We start from the raw sequence: 20,044 nt of genomic DNA, 5'->3' as shown, positions 1-20,044 counted from the left end.
CCTGTTCTCCTTTGATTTTTTATCATATAAATATGCTAATTAAACTTTAGCGTATTTTTAACAATTAAGAAACCTAATTAATAGAGACTACAACGGCGGCTATGGGGACTATTTCTAATCAACTAAGTTTCAGACTATTCAATATAATGTTTTTTATAGCGCTTTGTTAATTTGAGAGATCTAATTTGGTCGCAAATTAAAGTAAACACTGCTGATGCATTTTCTTTCGCACCTTTGCCTTGGCCTATACGACGAATTTGCCTTTTTACTAATGCCATGGTGGCAAGGCCTGCTATGGTTTTATCTTTAATCTGAACGTTTGGCGCTGCAGGAATAAACTCGGGTTGTTTTTGCCAAATACTGACTAAATCAGGTTTATACGCAAGTGCCGTTGCAATACCGGCCAAAGCTACGCCAGAATCAATAACATTATTAGCCACTGATAGGCGACTGATACCACCCGTGGTCATAATAGGAATACTGGATTGTTCACTAATTGTTTTGGCAAATTCTAAAAAGTACGCTTCACGAGCGAGTGTACGTTCATCGGCCGTTTTACCTTGCATGGCAGGTGCTTCGTAACTACCGCCCGAAAGCTCAACAAAATCTATATTTAAGTCACTTAATAGAGTAATTACTGCTTGGGCGTCGCTAGGTTCAAATCCACCGCGCTGAAAATCAGCCGAATTTAGTTTAACCGATACCGAAAAGTTATTTGCGCAACTAGCCTTAATCTTTTGCGTTATTTGTGTGAGTAAACGCGCTCGATTTTCAAGGCTACCACCGTATTTATCATCACGCTTATTGGTTAAAGGCGATAAAAACTGTGCTAATAAGTAACCATGAGCCGCATGTATTTGCACGCCATCGAACCCTGCCTTTTGTGCTTGTAATGCCGTATTTGTGAATCGCTCAATCACATCATCAATTTCATTGTGTGTCATTGCTTTTGGCTGGCCAAATAAATGAGAGTGTTTTCCCATGCTTAATGCCACATTGGAGGCTGAAAGAACCTTTCCCCCCATTTTTTTAAACACTTGACGACCTGGGTGATTAATTTGCATCACAATTTTACTGTCGTTTTGCTGCCCTAAACGCGCAAGCTCCGCAAAAGGCGTTATATCGGTATTATGCTCAAGCGCAAGGCCACCGGGGCCAGTCATAGCTAAGTGATCAACCATTACATTACCGGTAATAATTAAACCAACCCCGCCCTTAGCCCATGCGTTATAACAATTTTTAAGTACTTGAGAGGGTGTGAGATCGGCATCTGCTAGATTTTCTTCCATGGCCGCTTTTACTAGCCTATTTTTTAATACTAAACCGCTAGGTAAAGTAACCGATGTAAATACGCTCTGTTGTTGATTTTTTGGCATGTTAGTAACCGTTTAAATTGACATTAATGCCACTATAACTTTAAAGTCAGCTTTAAGGTCAAGGCAGTATTTATAACTAATTTAGGACCACTATGAAAATAAGTGAGCTTGCAAATCTTGTTGGCGTTGCCCCCAGTACAATTCGTTATTACGAAGGTAAAGGTTTATTACCAAAAGGCAGCCGCAACAGTAATGGTTATAGGCAATACGAGCATTCAAGCATTGAGCAAATAAAAATGATTAAGTTTGCACAAAGTTTAGGGTTTTCGTTAGAGGAGATACCAACATTAAAAACGCCAGAAAATGATCTGGATCACACTGTTATTATTGAGCGTTTGCAGCAAAAGCAAAACGAAGCGAATGCGCTGATTGCTCAGCTGCAAAAAAAGTCGCAGCGTATTGGTGATTTAGTCACGCAATTAAATGCTAGCTGGTCAAATGGACAATGTTTAACACAACAACAAATGAGTGACTTATTGGATGAGGTTCAGTTTTAACGGTTAGGTGCTTTGATCTGTGTTAAAAATACCCAAGCAAAAAACACCATAAACACAAAATCGTTGATACCGTAAATACTGTAAAAAATCCCAGCGAATACATCTTTATCGTAAACGTCATCAAGGTTATTGTTTGCTAACCATAATGACCAAGCAACAACATAAACCAGTTTTTCAATTACAAAAGCGCCAGCTAACCACTTTATATTTGAGGTAATAAAAGCACTAGCCAAATATGCTAAGCCCCATATAACAATCATTAACAAGCCAAAATTAGACATAACAACAGGGTCTAGTTCGTTTATCATGGAATTTGTAAATAACCGCGAGAACAGTAAAACACCACCTATATTCATGGCCGCAGCCATAATAAAACCAAATTTAATTAGTTTATTTTTTGTCATGTTTTTCTTCCTATCAGGCTTATTAATTAAAAGCGGAAAACTTAATCACATATTTTGTTAGTGAACTTCAAGCTGCATTGCTGTTTTTAAAATACCATGTGCGGGCAACCACTGTTTATATTCAGAAAAGCCATGTTTTTTATATAAATTTATTGCTGGCGTATTTGCTACAGCAGTTTCTACTATAGCTTTATTATACGTATGCAAAGTAAGCGCATGAGTAATTAACTTCCCTGCGATTCCTTTTTTAAAGTAGCAAGGGTGCACTGTTAAGCTTTCGATACTTAAGCACTTATTTTTTACTGTAATTTCTATAACCCCCGCAAGCGTACTCTCATAATAAAAACCATAAAATAGCGCGTTGCTGCGCACAATGGCATGCTGCGTTCTGCTAAGAGGGGGAAAATGTTCAGCCTTTATTAAAAGCGCCTCTATTTTATAAGCACATTGAAAAACGTTATAAATTTGCTCTGCAACAGAAGGAACTGCATTTTTTAGTTGAGTGATCATTTTAATTTCACTTATTTATTTTTAGATACTGCAGCGATTGGAAAAAATGAATTATTAATTGGTATATTCAATTAGCTCTTCAACGTATAAATACCCTTTTTGACGCTGAGTTAACTTAATGAATGTTTTTAGTGTTGGTGCATACAAGTGTATGTCTTGTGTGTCGGCTGAATAGCCTCTCGAATTAGTAATTTTACCCGTGTACTCAATGGTGTAGGCTTTATATGTGCCCGCCTCTACTTTTTCATCTTTAAAAGAGACAACTTTAGCGTTTTGAATTGTTGAGCCTTTGGTGCCATCTTCGCTTTCCCAGTGCTCTTCAAATACCCATGTTTTGCCTACATATAACGGCCAATAATAACGAGAGGTTTTACTGTTATTTGGTTTTGTTAATACCTTTAGTAACGTAGACCCCTTAGCCGTTAACATACTAAGTGCGCCATTTTCGCTGACTATTTGTTTAGTATCGGTGCCTTGTGCACGTATTTCATTGCTAGGTGTTACCCCTTTATATTTCCATACCCACTTTTCTCCTTCACTATAATCAGCTTCTGTTGGCTGATACGCTTTTTCATTTGAAGCTTGGGCAAAAAAGCTTAATAGGCTTAAGGCAAAAATAATAATTTTAGCGTTCATTCGCGTTGTTCCTTTTATTGATTTTTGTATGTGTGTTCAAGCCAAATAATTAGGTGCATTGACCTGAAAAAAGTGTGAACAATAGCGCTTACAATTTATAAGCGCTTTTATAAAGCTAAAAGGACTAATCTAACTCTAGCTGTGCTCGCTCTACGCTCTCGTTGGGTAACTCTTTTTGAACAGATACACCAAGCTCTTTAAATTCGGCGGCTTGTTTAATTAAGTTTCCCTTACCTCGGTAAAGCTGAGAAAAGGCCTTGTCGTAACTTTCTTTTGCTCGGTCTAATTGTTTACCAACACCTTCCATGCTGAGTAAAAAGCCATTTAATTTGTTGTAGAAGCGCTCTGCTCGATTTGCCAGCTCCTTTGAATATTTAGTTTGCTCTTCAAAACGCCACAGCTGTTTAACAATATTTAAACTGGTTAACAGCGTAGTGGGAGTAGCGACCAGAATGTTTTTTTCTATCGCTTGTTGATAAATATCACTTTGATATTTAAGCGCCTCTACAAAGGCTGACTCTATAGGTACGAACATAATGACAACCTCAGGTGAATTTAACCCAGGGAGGCGGTCATATGACTTACTGGCTAGTTCGTTTATTCGAGCCGTAACTGCATTTACATGCTCTTTAATAGCTTGATTAGCATCTAGTTCATTTTCAGCATTTACATAACGGGTGTAGGCATTAAGGGATGTTTTTGCATCTATAACTAAATGTCGCTCTTGTGGTAAGTACACTACAACATCTGGGCGCAAACGACCGTCCTCGGTATTAAACGAGACCTCGCGTTTGTAATCGGTACCCGCGCGTAAGCCTGCGCTATCGAGTACATTTTCGAGCATGAGTTCGCCCCAGTTACCTTGGGTTTTCTTTTGCCCTTGTAAGGCGTTACTTAGCTTATCGGCTTGCTCTGTGATGGATTGGCTTTTGGCTTGTAAATGTAAAAGCTCAGTTTTTAATTGTGCACGCTGTTTTAAGTCCTCAACATGAATTGATTCCATTTTATCTCTAAAGCCTTTTAACTCACCTTGAACGGGTTTAAGCAGTTGTTCAATACTTTCTTGGTTAGTCACTTTAAAGCTTTGGGTTTTTTCATCGAGGATTTTATTGGCTAAATTTTCAAACTCTTTTTTAAGTACGTTTTTACTTTCTTCTATTTGAGCTAACTGCTCAGTAAAGCTTTGCTGCTTTTGCTCAAGCATAGTTCGCATGGAGTTAAGCTCTACATCGCGTTGATTATATTGTGCACGCAACTGCGTTATTTCTGTTTCGGCTTTTTGCCAAAACTGATTGTATTGCATGCTTTGTTTTTCTTGTTCACTGCAGCGCGTTTTAAAATGCTGCGCTTCGTCGCGTTGTTCTTGGTGGCTATGCTCAAGCAACTCATGTTCATCTTGTAAGGCGCTAAGTTGCTCAGCTTTGTTATCGAACTGACTTTGTAATAAAGAGAGTTGCTGTTGTTGCTCGTTAATTGCTTTTTTTAATTTTCTGCGAGGCAAAACACCAATAACACTATAAAGCACAACACCTGCCGTAAACCCTGCAGCTGTGCTTACCCAATCAATTTGGGTGAGTATTTGAGTAATCATAAAATAAACTTATAAAATTTATGGACATGCCATCATAACGAATAAGTTTGAGTAGAAGTAGGGGGTAACAAATAACAGCCATAAAAAAAGCCAGTTCAAATGAACTGGCTCAACCATTACTAAATAAGTAACACAACAGGGGAATCAACATAAAACTTGAATTAACTGCAATTAATCAACAAGCACAATAGTAGACGCCCTGTTTTGAATTAAGTTCATTAAAAGATCAAATTATTTTAAAAAACTGATCTTTGGCAAATAAAGCATTAAACGGTAAAAATTAAACATAAAAAAAGCCAGTTCAAAATGAACTGGCTTGATCATTACTAAATAAGTAACTAAATGGGGGGGAATCAACATGAAAACTTGTGTTAACTGCAATTAATCAACAAGCATAATAGTAGACGACCTGAGTTCAAATAAGTTCAAAAAAAAGCTCAAATTAATTTAAATAACTTTAGCCCCGACTAATAAGCAACTAAACACTAAAAACAGGCATAAAAAAAGCCAGTTCAAAATGAACTGGCTTAATCATTACTAAAAATTAGTAACTAAATAGGGAATCAACATGAAAACTTGTGTTAACTGCAATTAATCAACAAGCATAATAGTAGACGCCCTACAGTTAAATAAGTTCAAAAAAGATCGCACTAATTTTAAAATAAATTAATTTTTTATAAGTGATAGCATTTGTTGCTCATCGAACTGTGTAAAACTCATTGATTTGTCTGTAAATAATGCATCAACAAGTGCTTGTTTATCTTCTTGCATTTTAAATACTTTTTGTTCAATTGAATGACTCATAATCAACTTATAAACAAAAACTGGGTTTGTTTGCCCAATACGATAGGCACGATCGGTGGCTTGTTTTTCTACTGCGGGGTTCTACCATGGATCGAAATGAATAACCGTATCGGCTTGCGTTAAATTAAGCCCAGTGCCGCCTGCTTTTAAGCTAATTAAAAAAACAGACGTTTTGCCACTGGTAAACTCATCTATAACTTTATCGCGATGGCGAGTTTGGCCTGTTAATAAACTAAAGTTAATGTCCAATTCAGTTAATTGCTTAGCAATTAAATCTAACGCTGATGTAAATTGGCTAAATATAATTACTTTACGCCCCAAACTTAGCATTAAAGGAAGGTGAGTAGATAACCATTCTAATTTTGCAGACCCGGCTTGTGTATCAGGTTCAATGAGCTTTGGATGACAACAAATTTGTCTTAGCTTCAGTAAAGCCTCTAAAAAGGCAAGTTTACTTTTTTGAACGCCTTGCTCAGCAAATAAATCAATAAGTTTTTCTTCAAGGGCACGTGTTATCCCTTGATACATTTCTTTTTGTTTGGGCTCAAACTCAAACTCTTTAGTTATTTCTGTTTTTTGCGGCAGTTCTTGCGCCACTTGTGCTTTTGTTCGGCGCAGTATAAACGGCATTATGAGTGCTTTTAATTGCTCTGCACGCTGCATGTCGGCCTCACGCTCAATAGGCGTTTGAAAATGTTGTTTAAAATGAGCCTGAGAGCCTAAAAGAGAGGGCATAGCAAAGTCGAGTAAAGACTTGAGTTCAAGCAAGTTGTTTTCGATTGGGGTACCGCTTAAGCACAATTTAAAATCAGCATTAAGACGTTTTACCAATCGAGATACTTGCGCCGTGTCATTTTTAATATATTGCGCTTCGTCTAGCACTATGTTTTCAAAAAAAAGCGGTGAATAATAAGCTATATCACGTTTTAACAAAGGGTAAGTAGTCAATATACACTGTGCTTGCGCTAGGTGTTGCAGTGGCTCGTTACGATTAGACCCAAATATGGTGGTTACCTTTAATCCTTTGGTAAATTTAAGTATTTCGTTTTGCCAGTTACTCACTAAACTGGTTGGACACACGATTAGTGTAGGACCTGCCTGCGGACGATTATACGTACTCGTTAAAAACGCAATAACCTGCAGCGTTTTACCTAACCCCATATCGTCAGCTAAAATGCCACCAAGTTTGTGGCGTTTTAAAAAACTCAGCCAATCAACACCTTGCTGTTGATACTCTCTAAGTTCGACAGACTCATTTAAACCATGCAACGATACGCTCGGCATTGTTTTATGTGTATTGTTAAGCTCCTCAAGATAGAGCTCGAGTGAGTCGTCGTGCAGCTCAACATTAATTGCAGTGTGTTTTACAAGTTCTGGCAAGTACGAAAGGGGTATATTGAATTCGTCACGTGTTTTTACAAACTCAAAACGTTGCTTAAAATCAGACAAAACGTTCATGGCTGACTTATTAATAACACCAAATTGGCGGCCAACAGGGTAGTAATGAAATAACTGACTTTGTCGATTTAACGATTGATAAAGTGAATCTTCATTGCTAAAAAGTTGTGAAAGCTTGCTGCTGTTAATAAGCACTTTACAGTGCATTTGATGCCCTGCAGCTCTATTAGCAATCAGTGTAACTTCACTTTGCGGATTGGCGATACCCATCTTACCAACAGTTACTTTCCAACCATGCTCTTTAAAGCTAGGAAATACCTCGTAAGTTAACCAGTGCAAATGAATTGCTGATTGCTTATTAAAAGTAAACTCGCTTTGTAAACCCCCTTTACAAAATTCAAAACCTAAATTAACAAGCTCATTGGTTACTGTATTTTCAAACGCGCTGTTAATTAAATTATTTGGCGCTGTACCTGCGGGGTAATGTTTATTTTTATACTTAAATGATAAAGACAGCCTTAAACCAGTCTCTTCCATAGTCACTTTAATTACTGCATTACTTGCTGTATGCGGTAAAACAGATTGCGTATTGGTAGGATGGGGAATAACACCCGCACCAAAGTTATCTGCAAGCTGTTTATAAATACGGTCGAAATTAGGGCTGTGTATTGCAGGCATGGTTTGTAAGTGGGCTATTTCATCGCCACTTAACGGTGTGCGTATACGGCCAACTTTTAAGTGGTCAAGGTCAAGGTATGTAGGAGGTGTAGTTTTGAGTACCGCCCAATTTTTACTTTGTTCTAAATTAACGACTAATTTTGTAAGCTCTTTTTCTTGTTGCCAATTAAAACTAAGCGCCTGGCCACTTTGAGGCTTTATTGCAGTTCGAGAACGATGCAAAAATAAGCGCTCGGTTGCAATCAACTGCTGTAACGCGCTAAACCCCCATTGACCTTTTAACTCAAGACTACCAACTGCATTTTGTGAACGAATCCAACTATAAAGTCTAAAGTCGCTTTCAAGTAAATCATTTGGCGTTATAAAGCTATTTAATTGCTGGTCGGTTAGATTGCGCCCTAAGGTATAATTTTGGTCTTTGTCGAAATTAGCTATTTTAGGAGATATAAATACTTTTTTATTTTCAACACTTAATACAAAAAGTAGTACTTGAGACGGTGTTGTTGATTCGGTACTTTTAAGTGTACTTAATTCGCTGAACCAATCATTTATAAAATAGTCTTCGCCATACTCACCGGAGTGCTCAATTTTGAGCTTTAACAAAATGGCTGCTAGGTGTAGGCATTTAGATTTGATATTACAGGTACAGTGGGTATCAACAGAATAACCTGTTGGTAATTTACTGATCTCGATTCGCTGATTATAAGAGGCGCCGGTATCACTTTGAACGGTTGAGTCTATCACCGAAAAATCACTGTTATGTTCTAACCAGGCGATTTTACCATTTTTATAATACGCTTTACCCTTTGCCAACACATTTGGCTTAAACAGTTTATTTATAAAACGCTCAGAAAGAGGAAACTGGGTAGCCTGCTCATTTTTAATTTCTTCAAAAATAGCCAGTAAATCATTTTTTGATAAGTTAGCAGACATGTCACTCAAAAGATTAATTTTTTAAAATAATTTTCCCAGTATATGCCTTATAAGCGCTGAGCTAAAGCACTATTCACAGTAATGTAAACTGGTTGGAGTTGATAGGTTAGTAAAAATTCGGTTTAAGGTGTTAAACAGCAGCGCAATAAAAAACGAACAGTAACCCACAAATAACAAACAAAATATAAACACCTTACACACAGCGTAGGGGCTTTACAGATCATAATTTTACTAAGAGATAAGATAACTACAGAAGAAGGACCAGAAAATGGATAGTAGTTAGTAAAAAAATGATCTCATTAAGGCTATTTAAGTAAAACAGCTATAACAACACTAATATAGATCAAATTTTTACTAACTAGACAGACTGCTAGATCATAGTTTAACTAACTGATAGGACCTAGCAGATCGTTATTTTACTAACTAATTAAATGCACTTAATAACTTGGTCAACTGCTCTAAACGTTTGTCGGTCATTACTTTATTATTAATTTTAATCGACACATCGCCACTTTTTAAGTTTCGTTGCAACATTACATACTCGTTTTCCAACACAGCTTCTTTCTTTGAAGGTGCTTGAGGTTCTGCAGTCAATAACTTAGTGATAGCCATAGCACGCTTGTCGTCACTTGTGATGGCGTTTACCTCAGCGTTACTAGCAACATTAGCTACTAACAGGTTAAAGCTCTCAGCATCGCGCTCCTTGGCAATAACAAGCTTTTTAGCGACTTCTCTACCAACGTGATTTGCTGTTGGGTACAAAGCAATAACAGAAGACGGTATTTGCTCATACGCTTTTATTGCATCTGCAATTGCTGTGTGGGATACACCTTCAATGGCTGCAATTTCGCGATACGATCCTTTTTTACCTTGTTCAAGAAGTTCGTTTTTGGTTTGTTGATAAGCTTGACCTAATTCCCACAAGCTGGGGGCTATATATTGGTCAGACGAAACAGCTAAAATTTTAGCATCTTGCTCTGTGAAATCGCTTGAACTTAAAACAAGATAATCTGCATTACCTAAAATACATGCCATTCTGCGGCGAGAACCAGCGAGTACTAAACTTGTATCTCCTTGCTCCCAAAGCAGAGCAGGATGCTGATTTCGTCCGTCTTCACGAATAGCAGGAAGAATATCCGACACCGATTTTTCATTTAAAAGCGACTGAACACGACGGTTTTTGCCATAAACATGAGTCGTTTTTTCAATATCAGCATGTGAGATTACTTTACAAACAAGGGTAATTTGTCGCGAAGAATCACTCGGTGCTGGCATTTTAATTACATCGCCAGCATTAGCTTGTTCTAAAAGCGCATCTAGGCTGCTATTTCCTACAGCTGTTGCAAATGGGTCTAAGCGGGTGTCGTTTTTACGTTTTTTAGCCATTATTATTTAACATCCTTACTTAGGTGTATTTAATTTTGATTGAGTAGATTGCCAATTGGATCTGATCAGCATTTCAAGTTCGTCAACAACGTCTTTAATATTTTCTTGAGCACGCATAAGAGACTCGCGACTTGCTAAACTGTCTGATGCTTTTTGATCAAAAATGGTATTGAACGATGATGAGCTCGCCGTGATAGCTGAACTGTGGTTAATTGGGTAACTCATTACTTGGCGACCAAAAGCACTACGTACATCTTTAACAATGTCACGTTGTGAATGGTTACCTTTTACGTAATTAGTAACTAAAAACTGCATAAAGTCCCAACCTTCATGGCCAAGTGCGGCAACAGTATGATAAATCTCACCTAAACGTTTTAAATATTTATTATTAGCATCAAAATCAACAGCTTCTGGATGAACAGGAATTAACATAGCAGTAGATGCCATTAATGCATTATAAAACATAAAGTTAAGGGTAGGGGCAGTGTCGATTAGTAATATGTCGAACTCGTCTTTTACCGGATCAATTACTTTTTCGAGTAATTTGTGATAGTGACGTGTTTCTTCATAATTTGATGTGTCTTTGAGTAAAGTGGCGGTTTCGTGTTCAAAGTAAAAGTCATCCATACCTGAAGGTAAAACACGAATATTAGGAATATGTGTTGGTAAAAATGAACTTGAAACAAATTCTGGCCAGGTTTCACCGTCGTCTAAGTCGATACAATCGCGCATTAGATCCCCAACAGTAATGGGATCGTGTTCACTCGATGGGAAAAAACTCGATGAAGAACCTTGAGGGTCTAAATCTATAATCCCAATTCGGTATCGCTTAATATTAGTAGTGGCAAGTGCCGCTGCAATGTTAACCATACTGGTTGTTTTGCCACAGCCCCCTTTGAGTGAATTAATAACAATAACTTGTAGTTTATCACTATCAGAACGGTGATCTGGCTTTATGTCCATAATATCTGCCATTGCAAATATATTAACCAATGTGTAAGCATAATGGCCGTTAGCGCCCCGTTTAATATTCAAATCGTCAAAATCGCCATTATCATGACGACGTTTTAGTGTACGATTGTTACATCCTAATAAATCAGCGGCTGCTTTTTGGGTGTATGTTCTTAATTCTTTTTCTTCTGATTTAAGATGAGCGCGATAATGTTGAATACGTCCTTCTAATGACTTTTCAGCAACTTCGGCAGTTGCTTTTAAAAGTCGATATGTATCAAGCGCATTATTGTTAATTGACATACTTTCCTTCCTCAAAGTTAAGCAATTAGTATAATGTCCATTCAAATACCTGTAAACAACTATTTATGACGACATGTGTTTTAAAAAGAAGACATCATAATATAAATTTACACCTTTAATATTGCTTAGTATAAATAAAGAAGTTTAAAGGTGGTTAGATATATAAGGTAATAAAGGTTAAGAGGTTAAAAGTATAGTTTAACTATATGATAAATATAGATAAACTATAAAAAGTTAGATCAGCATTATACGTGGTTAAGATCAGATCTTTAATAACTAACAGATCAGCATTTTATTAACTGCTAAATAAATTTTATAGTTATACACAGCTTACCCTTAAGGTTATAAACAAATAGGTCGATTAAGATCATGCTTTTACTAAGTAAATTAGAATGTTATGCACCGTTCAATGTAGAAAAAGCAGGTATCAATTGGTATAGATCTGATCTGTAGTAAGTACAGATCAGATCTATGCTAACTAACTAAGTCCTTATCCACAGGCTAGTATGAAAAAGAGCAAATTTGTCGTGCTTTGCAGTCTAAATTTAGCATAGTAGTGGACAAATTTATAACTGAGTTAGTAAAAATGAGATTTGAAATGCACGTGTTAGTATAATAATGATCTTAAATTAAAGAAAAATGCTAGTACTTAGTATAAAACTGATCTGAGTAGATTAATTAGAGCCAGATCACTTTTATACTAACTTAAACATTTAACTTTTTTTGTTTTATGTGTTGTTATTAGCTGTCGCAATAATAAATGGAAATAAGAACAATGAGCCGAAAGGTCAACATCTCGGTAGATAACTTGCCTGATACACTAAGAGGCCAAATTCACGGGGTGGAAAGTGCAATTGATAATGAAAGTTTAGCACTATTTACTGATAACAAAGATGTTCGCATTTCTATTGAGAATGCAGCTCATGGTTTACGTGCCTATTCAAATACATTTAATCATTACGATTTATGGGGACGTTTTGTTCGCTCGGGTCATAAAAAACTTCCATTAGAAGAAGCGCCTAAAAAAACAATCATTACACGTAAAATATCAGAAAAAGTAGATGGTATTTTATACGATGGCGAAATAAAAATAACACCAGCCGTTGTTAGTACCCGCAAAGACGGTGAAGATATTGAATACCTAGTATGGCCATCAGATAGAGAAGAAAAAGTAGAACGAGCTCTTATCCGTTTAGCCTCAAAAGGTAAAATAGTAAAAATAAATTTTAAGTCCGGTATTCAATATGCCGTTGTTTTTTCGATGAACGAATTAGCACAAGAACTTAAAGCCGTTGGTCAGTCCATGCCATATCCTGCAATTAAAGAATCACTTGAAGCACTTCAAGGGTCAAAACTTTCATTTAAATACTCTGCAACAGATACTAAAAATTCAGATATTGATGATTCATTCTACGAGTCAAATATGAATTTTTTATCGTCTTTGCATTTTAGTGGGAAAAAAGGTCAGGGCGGTAATGTTAAATGTGTTGCCTGTTTAAATGCTTTCGTTCATAACATGATCGATAACTTAGAATATAAAGGTTATTATTTTAACAGTGCGCAAGAACTAAAGCGTGGTTTATCACGTTGGATGATGCTGCGTTTGTATCACTTATGGCGCTACGCGGCACCGGGTAAAACATATCATTTTAGATTACTTTCTATTATGGAAAAATATGGTTCGATATACTCAACCGACAACATAACAGAAAACAAATTAAAAGCATTACGTCGTGATATGACAACTACCATGAAAGACCTTATAGAAAAGGGTGCCATTTCAGAATACAGCATTACCAATGTTAAAGACGATAAGACCGGTAATATTATAGATTACACCTATGAAATGCATCCGTCAGATCAGTTTTGTGATGAAATACTTACATTGAATAAGCATAACAAACGTATAGAGATTCAAGGCGGTAAACGCATAGTTGAAAATGCCGTTTTAATAGATGAAGATAAAATAGAAGAAATAGTCGAAAAATAGTTTTTTATTTATCTTTGTTATACAAATACTAAAAGGCCACTAAATGTGGCCTTTTTAACATAATTAATTTGTTACTTGTTCAAGGTAAAGCCTATCAACCAGAAAATCATAATCTCGTTTTCGAGGATGACTATCTGGCTTTTCGTAATCTGGTAAGGTTCCTATTTTAACATCGGGCTCTGGGTTTATTAATATAAATGGTAATGCAGCACTAACGTGGTAACGATTTTGTGCAGTGTATCTGATATTTACTTGAGGACTAACTCGAGTAGGGCGTCTTATTCTTAGTTTTTCCTTTTCACCTAAGCTAGCAATCCTCATTTGTTCTTGAGCGACCAGAGATTGCCACTTTTGCTGATCGATCATTCTTGGATTTGTATAACCTGCAGATTTACTCAACATTTCAAGAGCCATCTTTTTAGTGAGGGTTTTAGTTGCATGTTTGTGCATCCATGTAAATCTAACAGAAAAAGGTGATTCACTCTCACTGTGTATTTTTCTGTATGCAGCTAAAGTAATTAAATTTGGTACTGCATTATGAACAGCTTCAAAACGAGCGTCGTTGTTATCAATACTTAGAATACATTCCTTAAATGCTGCTTTAGCTTTATTAACCTGATTAATCCTATCATTGAGTGCCTGTTTATTAGCATTTTTTATAACTAACAAACCAGGGTGCCTTTTAAGTACTCGGCTACTTAACCCTGACTTTGTATACATATCAGTAAATGAATTTAGAATAGCTCGTAGGGCATTATCTCCCGTTAGTTTTGAAACGGGTATACTTTGCGGGACATTATTTTCTTCACTAGTAAGAACCTCAGGCAATTTATAGTATTCAGCTTTTGAGTATTCACATTGTTTGAGTTCATCAATTAACAATGAGGTAAGCTCACTCATTAAATCAAACTGACTTCTTATTTTTATTTTAGAGACCATCACACACCAAGAACACATCTTACTTTAACTAGAAATGATACTAACCTTTTGCTCTGATAGCTAGATTTTAATTAATCATTTGTCGCTTAGATTAACATATACTATTAATTTTGTATGATGTGTTCTTACGTATTTGACATATAAGCTATTATTTATATTAAATATTATTAATGTTATAGGTCCGCCGCTTAAACTAGGTTTTGCTCCTTTAGCATATATAAATATAAATACAATCCTCATGATTATAATTTTTAAATTTAACTGTAAAGTTTAGAATACAATTGACGCAAATTAAGTATGATGTGTTCTTTCTTATTCTGTATATAATATCTGGTATTAAGCTTAGTGTTCTCGAACTCTTTGAAATTAACATTTATAAGTGTAATTAACTGATAATAAATGGTTTTAGTAATAGTTTGATTAAGCTAATTTATGAAATATATACATATGGAAAGTTGTTAATTGGTGTTTATAACTAGCCCATAACAAAATAATTAGTAAATAGTGAATTTAGTACTTGAACAGAGGTACGTGCATACGTTAATTTCAGTACATCAGGTAAAGTAGGAATGAGGAAAGAATATGCAATCGTGGAACCCAAATAGCTGGAGAGAGCTGCCAATACTGCAGCAGCCACAATACCCAGATCAAGACGTGTTAAAATCTGTTGAAGGCCAATTAAAAACTGCACCCCCATTAGTTTTTGCAGAAGAAACTCGTAGTTTATTTAAGCAACTTGAAGATGTATGTGAAGGCCGTGCATTTTTACTTCAAGGTGGCGACTGTGCAGAATCGTTTAGTGATTTTAATGCAGCAAACATTCGCGACACATTTAAAACAATTTTACAAATGGCTGTAGTTTTAACCTACGGCGGTAAATGCCCAGTTGTAAAAATTGCCCGTATGGCTGGACAGTATGCAAAACCACGTTCTGCTGATTTAGAAACTATTGACGGTGTTTCACTTCCATCATACCGTGGCGACATAATTAACAACATAGACTTTACAGCTGAAGCCCGCATACCCGATCCGCAACGTTTAATGACGGCTTACCACCATAGCGCAGCTACATTAAACTTACTACGTGCATTTGCACAAGGTGGCCTTGCAGATTTACACCAGGTCAATCGCTGGAACATGGGGTTTGTAGCCGCCAATCCTCAAAAGCAAAAGTACCAACAGCTTGCTGATAAAATTCAAGACGCACTAGAGTTTATGGAAGTGTGCGGTATTAATTCGACCATTGCACCAAGCCTTAAAGAGACAGATCTCTACACATCTCACGAAGCATTGTTACTGGGCTATGAAGAAGCACTAACACGACGCGATCACTTATCAGGCGACTGGTATGACTGTTCAGCGCATTTTGTTTGGATCGGTGAACGTACACGTCAATTAGACCACGCACACATTGAGTTTTTTAAAGGAATTAAAAACCCAATTGGTGTAAAAGTAGGTCCTGGTATGGACCCAGATGAATTAATCCGCCTAATTGATGCATTAAATCCTGACAATATTCCAGGACGACTAACCTTAATTACACGCATGGGGGCAGATGTACTGCCAGAGAAACTACCAGCACTCGTACGTAAAGTACAACAAGAAGGGCGTAAGGTAATTTGGAGTTCAGACCCAATGCATGGCAATACTGAAAAAGCGACCTCTGGATACAAAACGCGTAATTTCGACAATATAATGCGCGAAATCAGCCAGTTTTTCTCTGTTCACAAAGCAGAAGGTTCATATGCAGGTGGCGTACACCTAGAAATGACAGGTCAGCACGTTACAGAGTGTACCGGCGGAGCATATGGTCTATCAGACGACGATTTAGCACAACGCTACAAAACACAGTGTGACCCACGTCTTAATGCAGACCAAGTATTAGAGCTAGGGTTTTTAGTTGCTGATTTATTAAAAAACGCACGTAAATAAAGTTTCGAACATATAAAAAAAGCCGCTTAACAGCGGCTTTTTTGTGGCGTAAATATTTAACTAAGTTAGTACTTACGACGCTCTAAATCCGTATCCATTAATATTTTTGCAGAAATTTCTTCAACAGAATGGTGGGTTGAATTGAAGTAGGCAATTTTATGACGCTTGTAAAGCATTTCAACCTCACGTACTTCAATACGACACTGCCTTATAGATGCATATTTAGAGTTGGCCATGCGTCGATGCCTAATTGCAGCAAGTCTCTCTGGGTCAATAGTTAAACCAAACAATTTATGTTTATAAGGTACTAAACATTTCGGCAAGCCTTCGCTTTCTAAATCTTCTTCTGTAATAGGGTAGTTTGCTGCTTTTATGCCATATTGCAACGCTAAATATAAGCTCGTTGGGGTTTTACCACTTCGGCTCACACCTATTAAAATAATATCTGCCTCGGAAAAGTTTTTGATATTGCCGCCGTCGTCATTCATTAAAGCATAATTCACCGCGTCTATTCTAAAGTCATAACTTTTTTCGTGTATAGAGTGTGTACGGTGCATTTTTGGTACAGGCGCCACCTGTAATTCTTTTTCAATTTTTTCGCTATAAGTGGTCAAAAAATCATACGGGATAGCATCCGCTGACTTTATGATTTCGCTCAAACTGTGATTCACAAATGTAAAAAACACAAAGGGTTTTTCACCTGTTTTTGCAGCTGTTGCATTAATTAACGCTTTAATTTCGTGTGCTTTTTCTTCTGTTTCTACGAAAGGAATAGTTTTATGATTAAAATCGATTGGAAACAAAGATAACGTTGCATGACCAAACACTTCTGATGTAATTGCTGTTCCATCAGATATATAAAATGCAGTTCTCATAATTAACCTTTTTGTTACTTTTAATCCCTAAAATGGGTTACTCACGGTTTACGCGAGGACTGTTGCCAGTGTAGAATGAAGGTGGCCTTTATAAAAGGTTTTCTTTCTTAACTCTCACAGTTTCAACTACAATTTGTTTTTTGGAGAAAGACCCGTGCAAGAATACGTTCTCTGGTATCAAGAGCTTGGTATGCAAGATGTTCCTCGAGTTGGCGGTAAGAACGCCTCTCTTGGTGAAATGATCTCTAACCTAGCTAACGCTGGTGTACAAGTACCGGGTGGTTTCGCAACAACCGCCGATGCTTTTAATGAGTTTTTAGACCAATCAGGACTCAATGCCAAAATTCATGACATCCTAGATACACTCGATGTTGATGATGTAAATACACTCGCCAAAGTAGGTGCCGATATCCGCCAATGGATAATCGATACACCATTCCAACCAAATTTAGACCAAGCCATTCGCGATGCATACAGCCAACTTCATGGCGACACATCAGCTGATGTTTCATTTGCTGTACGTTCATCAGCAACCGCAGAGGATATGCCAGACGCATCTTTTGCAGGCCAACAAGAAACATTTTTAAATGTTGTTGGTATCGATTCGGTTATGGTTGCTATAAAGCATGTATTTGCATCTTTGTTTAACGACCGCGCAATTTCTTATCGTGTTCACCAAGGTTATGATCATCGTGGTGTTGCATTATCTGCAGGCATACAGCGTATGGTACGCTCTGATAAATCAGCATCTGGCGTTATGTTCAGTATCGACACTGAATCTGGCTTTGAAGATGTTGTATTTGTAACCTCAAGCTACGGTTTAGGTGAAATGGTTGTACAGGGTGCTGTTAACCCAGACGAATTTTATGTACATAAACCAACATTACTAAAAGATAAGCCATCAGTAGTGCGTCGTAATATTGGCTCTAAAGCCATTCAAATGATTTATTCAAACGACAAAGCACATGGTAAACAAGTAGAAATAGTTGACGTAAACCCTGAACTTTCTAACAAATTTTCGATTACAGATGAAGAAGTACAAGACCTTGCAAAGCAAGCTGTAATCATTGAAAAACATTACGGTCGTCCTATGGACATCGAATGGGCAAAAGACGGCAACGACGGCAAACTATATATAGTACAAGCTCGTCCAGAAACTGTACGTTCAAACGAAGATACAAATGTAATGGAGCGTTTTCAGTTAAACGGTTCAAGTAACGTTGTTGTAGAAGGTCGTGCAATTGGTCATAAAATTGGTAGCGGTGTTGTACGTGTTCTTGACTCGATTGATGAAATGGATCAAGTGCAAGTTGGTGATATTTTAGTCACCGACATGACCGACCCAGACTGGGAACCTATCATGAAGCGTGCAGCAGCGATTGTTACAAATCGTGGTGGCCGCACATGTCACGCAGCAATCATTGCTCGTGAACTGGGTATCCCTGCAGTTGTAGGATGTGGCAATGCAACCGACCTAATCAAAGCTGGTCAAGAAGTCACTGTATCATGTGCCGAAGGCGATACTGGTTTCATTTACGAAGGTATTTTAGACTTTGAAGTGCTTACTTCACGTGTTGACGAAATGCCAAACCTACCAATGAAAGTAATGATGAACGTGGGTAACCCGGACCGCGCATTCGACTTTGCACGTTTGCCACACTCAGGTGTTGGCCTTGCACGTGTTGAATTCATCATCAACCGTATGATTGGCGTGCATCCAAAAGCATTATTAAATTTCGACGCACAAACAGATACCCTTAAAGAAGAAATAACCGACATGATTGCTGGTTACGATTCACCAGTAGAGTTTTATATTTCAAAACTTGTTGAAGGCATTTCTACGCTAGGTTGTGCGTTTGCTCCCGAGCGAGTAATTGTTCGTATGTCTGATTTTAAATCTAACGAATACGCTAACTTAGTGGGCGGCCAACAATACGAACCTGAAGAAGAAAACCCAATGATTGGTTTTCGTGGTGCAGCACGTTATATATCTGAAGACTTCCGCGACTGTTTTGCACTAGAGTGTGAAGCAATCAAGCGTGTACGCAATACTATGGACATGACTAACATTGAGATCATGATTCCATTCGTACGTACACTTGAAGAAGGTAAACGCGTAATTGAATTACTAGAAGAGCATGGCCTAAAACGTGGCGAAAATGGTCTTAAAGTAATTATGATGTGTGAGCTGCCGTCAAATGCATTACTTGCCGAAGAGTTCTTAGAGCACTTTGACGGTTTTTCAATTGGATCTAACGATTTAACACAGTTAACACTAGGTTTAGACCGAGATTCTGGTTTAATTGCTCATTTGTTTGACGAGCGTGACCCAGCAATTAAAAAGCTTCTTTCTATGGCAATTCAAACAGCCAAAGCAAAAGGAAAGTATGTAGGCATTTGTGGACAAGGTCCTTCAGATCACGAAGACTTTGCTGCATGGTTAGTTGACCAAGGTATAGACTCTGTATCATTAAACCCAGATACAGTAATCGAAACTTGGTTATACTTAGCTAAAAAATTAGCTAAGTAACCTGTTATAGCTATGTAAAAGCCAGCATATATTGCTGGCTTTTTTGTTGGTCAATTTATTTTAACTGCGTGCTAATTTTTTATCTAAATACTGACAAGATTTAGTCAGTGCTTTTTGGCAAAGGGTCAAATAATAACGCGCTTTTGGGTAATAAAACGAATAACACAATAAACCAGCCATAAAAAATATAAGTGATGGACCAGGTACAACCGCAAATATTAATCCTAATAAAATAAATAACGCACCCATGATCTGTAATACAATTTTTTTCATATAAATGACCTCTCATGTAGTTAACTTGATTATAATTA

General features: G+C 37.1%; 14 protein-coding genes and 1 pseudogene. 4 read left to right on the top strand and 11 right to left on the bottom strand.

All coding sequences use genetic code 11. The features are described 5' to 3' along the window. Positions 1-134: 134 nt before the first annotated feature. The gene (locus tag PS1M3_RS19900; protein ID WP_203987643.1) at positions 135-1,376 is read right to left on the bottom strand and encodes an NADH:flavin oxidoreductase/NADH oxidase family protein; all 1,242 of its coding nucleotides are present in this window, start codon (positions 1,374-1,376) and stop codon (positions 135-137) included. A 92-nt stretch (positions 1,377-1,468) separates the two neighbouring features. On the opposite strand from PS1M3_RS19900, the gene PS1M3_RS19895 reads away from it, so the two are divergent. Then, positions 1,469-1,873, top strand: coding sequence for a MerR family transcriptional regulator (locus PS1M3_RS19895; protein ID WP_010556155.1), 405 nt, complete (start codon positions 1,469-1,471; stop codon positions 1,871-1,873). Here PS1M3_RS19895 and PS1M3_RS19890 read toward each other — a convergent pair. The 7 genes and pseudogenes from PS1M3_RS19890 to PS1M3_RS19860 all read right to left on the bottom strand — a co-directional run bounded on the left by PS1M3_RS19890 (position 1,870) and on the right by PS1M3_RS19860 (position 11,467). Then, positions 1,870-2,277 (bottom strand): hypothetical protein, encoded by a 408-nt coding sequence (locus tag PS1M3_RS19890; RefSeq protein WP_203987640.1) that lies wholly within the window; start codon positions 2,275-2,277, stop codon positions 1,870-1,872. The two genes, PS1M3_RS19895 and PS1M3_RS19890, sit on opposite strands and share 4 nt — an antisense overlap. 57 nt (positions 2,278-2,334) lie before the next feature. Then, on the bottom strand, positions 2,335-2,787 hold the full coding sequence (locus PS1M3_RS19885) for a GNAT family N-acetyltransferase (RefSeq protein ID WP_203987637.1): 453 nt from the start codon (positions 2,785-2,787) through the stop codon (positions 2,335-2,337). A gap of 54 nt (positions 2,788-2,841) precedes the next feature. Continuing rightward, complete coding sequence (locus tag PS1M3_RS19880) at positions 2,842-3,423, bottom strand: hypothetical protein (RefSeq protein WP_138740725.1); 582 nt, start codon at positions 3,421-3,423, stop codon at positions 2,842-2,844. Positions 3,424-3,547: 124 nt separating this feature from the next. Beyond that, positions 3,548-5,014: a DNA recombination protein RmuC gene (rmuC, locus tag PS1M3_RS19875; protein WP_138740726.1), complete on the bottom strand. Its 1,467-nt coding sequence runs from the start codon at positions 5,012-5,014 to the stop codon at positions 3,548-3,550. A 666-nt stretch (positions 5,015-5,680) separates the two neighbouring features. Then, a pseudogene (locus PS1M3_RS19870) lies at positions 5,681-8,827 on the bottom strand (DEAD/DEAH box helicase). Between the two features lie 423 nt (positions 8,828-9,250). Beyond that, a complete protein-coding gene (locus PS1M3_RS19865; protein WP_203987634.1) occupies positions 9,251-10,213 on the bottom strand; it encodes a transcriptional regulator in 963 nt (320 codons plus the stop codon). 15 nt (positions 10,214-10,228) lie between these two features. Continuing rightward, positions 10,229-11,467, bottom strand: a complete 1,239-nt coding sequence (locus PS1M3_RS19860) for an AAA family ATPase (protein ID WP_006793244.1) — start codon at positions 11,465-11,467, stop codon at positions 10,229-10,231. A 775-nt stretch (positions 11,468-12,242) separates the two neighbouring features. Here PS1M3_RS19860 and PS1M3_RS19855 point away from each other — a divergent pair. Next, entirely contained in the window at positions 12,243-13,457 is a 1,215-nt protein-coding gene (locus PS1M3_RS19855) for a hypothetical protein (RefSeq protein WP_006793243.1), read from the top strand. 63 nt (positions 13,458-13,520) lie between these two features. On the opposite strand, the gene PS1M3_RS19850 is transcribed toward PS1M3_RS19855, so the two are convergent. Continuing rightward, on the bottom strand, positions 13,521-14,396 hold the full coding sequence (locus tag PS1M3_RS19850; protein ID WP_039037341.1) for a DNA replication terminus site-binding protein: 876 nt from the start codon (positions 14,394-14,396) through the stop codon (positions 13,521-13,523). A 582-nt stretch (positions 14,397-14,978) separates the two neighbouring features. Between PS1M3_RS19850 and PS1M3_RS19845 the strand changes: the two genes are divergently transcribed. Further along, on the top strand, positions 14,979-16,328 hold the full coding sequence (locus PS1M3_RS19845) for a class II 3-deoxy-7-phosphoheptulonate synthase (protein ID WP_203987632.1): 1,350 nt from the start codon (positions 14,979-14,981) through the stop codon (positions 16,326-16,328). A gap of 65 nt (positions 16,329-16,393) precedes the next feature. Here the strand turns inward: PS1M3_RS19845 and PS1M3_RS19840 are convergent, their stop codons facing one another. Beyond that, a complete protein-coding gene (locus PS1M3_RS19840; RefSeq protein WP_006793240.1) occupies positions 16,394-17,203 on the bottom strand; it encodes a pyruvate, water dikinase regulatory protein in 810 nt (269 codons plus the stop codon). 154 nt (positions 17,204-17,357) lie between these two features. On the opposite strand from PS1M3_RS19840, the gene ppsA reads away from it, so the two are divergent. Next, the gene (gene ppsA / locus PS1M3_RS19835; RefSeq protein WP_203987629.1) at positions 17,358-19,733 is read left to right on the top strand and encodes a phosphoenolpyruvate synthase; all 2,376 of its coding nucleotides are present in this window, start codon (positions 17,358-17,360) and stop codon (positions 19,731-19,733) included. A 60-nt stretch (positions 19,734-19,793) separates the two neighbouring features. Here the strand turns inward: ppsA and PS1M3_RS19830 are convergent, their stop codons facing one another. Next, entirely contained in the window at positions 19,794-20,006 is a 213-nt protein-coding gene (locus tag PS1M3_RS19830; protein WP_008131796.1) for a PGPGW domain-containing protein, read from the bottom strand. Positions 20,007-20,044: the final 38 nt, after the last annotated feature.

This window comes from Pseudoalteromonas sp. PS1M3 (genome assembly GCF_016865405.1).
GTDB lineage: Bacteria > Pseudomonadota > Gammaproteobacteria > Enterobacterales > Alteromonadaceae > Pseudoalteromonas > Pseudoalteromonas marina.
This window is presented reverse-complemented; position numbering and strand designations above follow the sequence as displayed.

Bases quoted from the DNA above. Each gene is read 5' to 3' on its own strand.
- PS1M3_RS19840 (WP_006793240.1), bottom strand. From the start codon at position 17,203: ATGAGAACTGCATTTTATATATCTGATGGAACAGCAATTACATCAGAA.
- PS1M3_RS19855 (WP_006793243.1), top strand. From the start codon at position 12,243: ATGAGCCGAAAGGTCAACATCTCGGTAGATAACTTGCCTGATACACTA.
- PS1M3_RS19860 (WP_006793244.1), bottom strand. From the start codon at position 11,467: ATGTCAATTAACAATAATGCGCTTGATACATATCGACTTTTAAAAGCA.
- PS1M3_RS19890 (WP_203987640.1), bottom strand. From the start codon at position 2,277: ATGACAAAAAATAAACTAATTAAATTTGGTTTTATTATGGCTGCGGCC.
- PS1M3_RS19845 (WP_203987632.1), top strand. From the start codon at position 14,979: ATGCAATCGTGGAACCCAAATAGCTGGAGAGAGCTGCCAATACTGCAG.
- PS1M3_RS19865 (WP_203987634.1), bottom strand. From the start codon at position 10,213: ATGGCTAAAAAACGTAAAAACGACACCCGCTTAGACCCATTTGCAACA.
- PS1M3_RS19850 (WP_039037341.1), bottom strand. From the start codon at position 14,396: ATGGTCTCTAAAATAAAAATAAGAAGTCAGTTTGATTTAATGAGTGAG.
- rmuC (WP_138740726.1), bottom strand. From the start codon at position 5,014: ATGATTACTCAAATACTCACCCAAATTGATTGGGTAAGCACAGCTGCA.
- PS1M3_RS19900 (WP_203987643.1), bottom strand. From the start codon at position 1,376: ATGCCAAAAAATCAACAACAGAGCGTATTTACATCGGTTACTTTACCT.
- PS1M3_RS19895 (WP_010556155.1), top strand. From the start codon at position 1,469: ATGAAAATAAGTGAGCTTGCAAATCTTGTTGGCGTTGCCCCCAGTACA.
- PS1M3_RS19830 (WP_008131796.1), bottom strand. From the start codon at position 20,006: ATGAAAAAAATTGTATTACAGATCATGGGTGCGTTATTTATTTTATTA.
- PS1M3_RS19885 (WP_203987637.1), bottom strand. From the start codon at position 2,787: ATGATCACTCAACTAAAAAATGCAGTTCCTTCTGTTGCAGAGCAAATT.
- PS1M3_RS19880 (WP_138740725.1), bottom strand. From the start codon at position 3,423: ATGAACGCTAAAATTATTATTTTTGCCTTAAGCCTATTAAGCTTTTTT.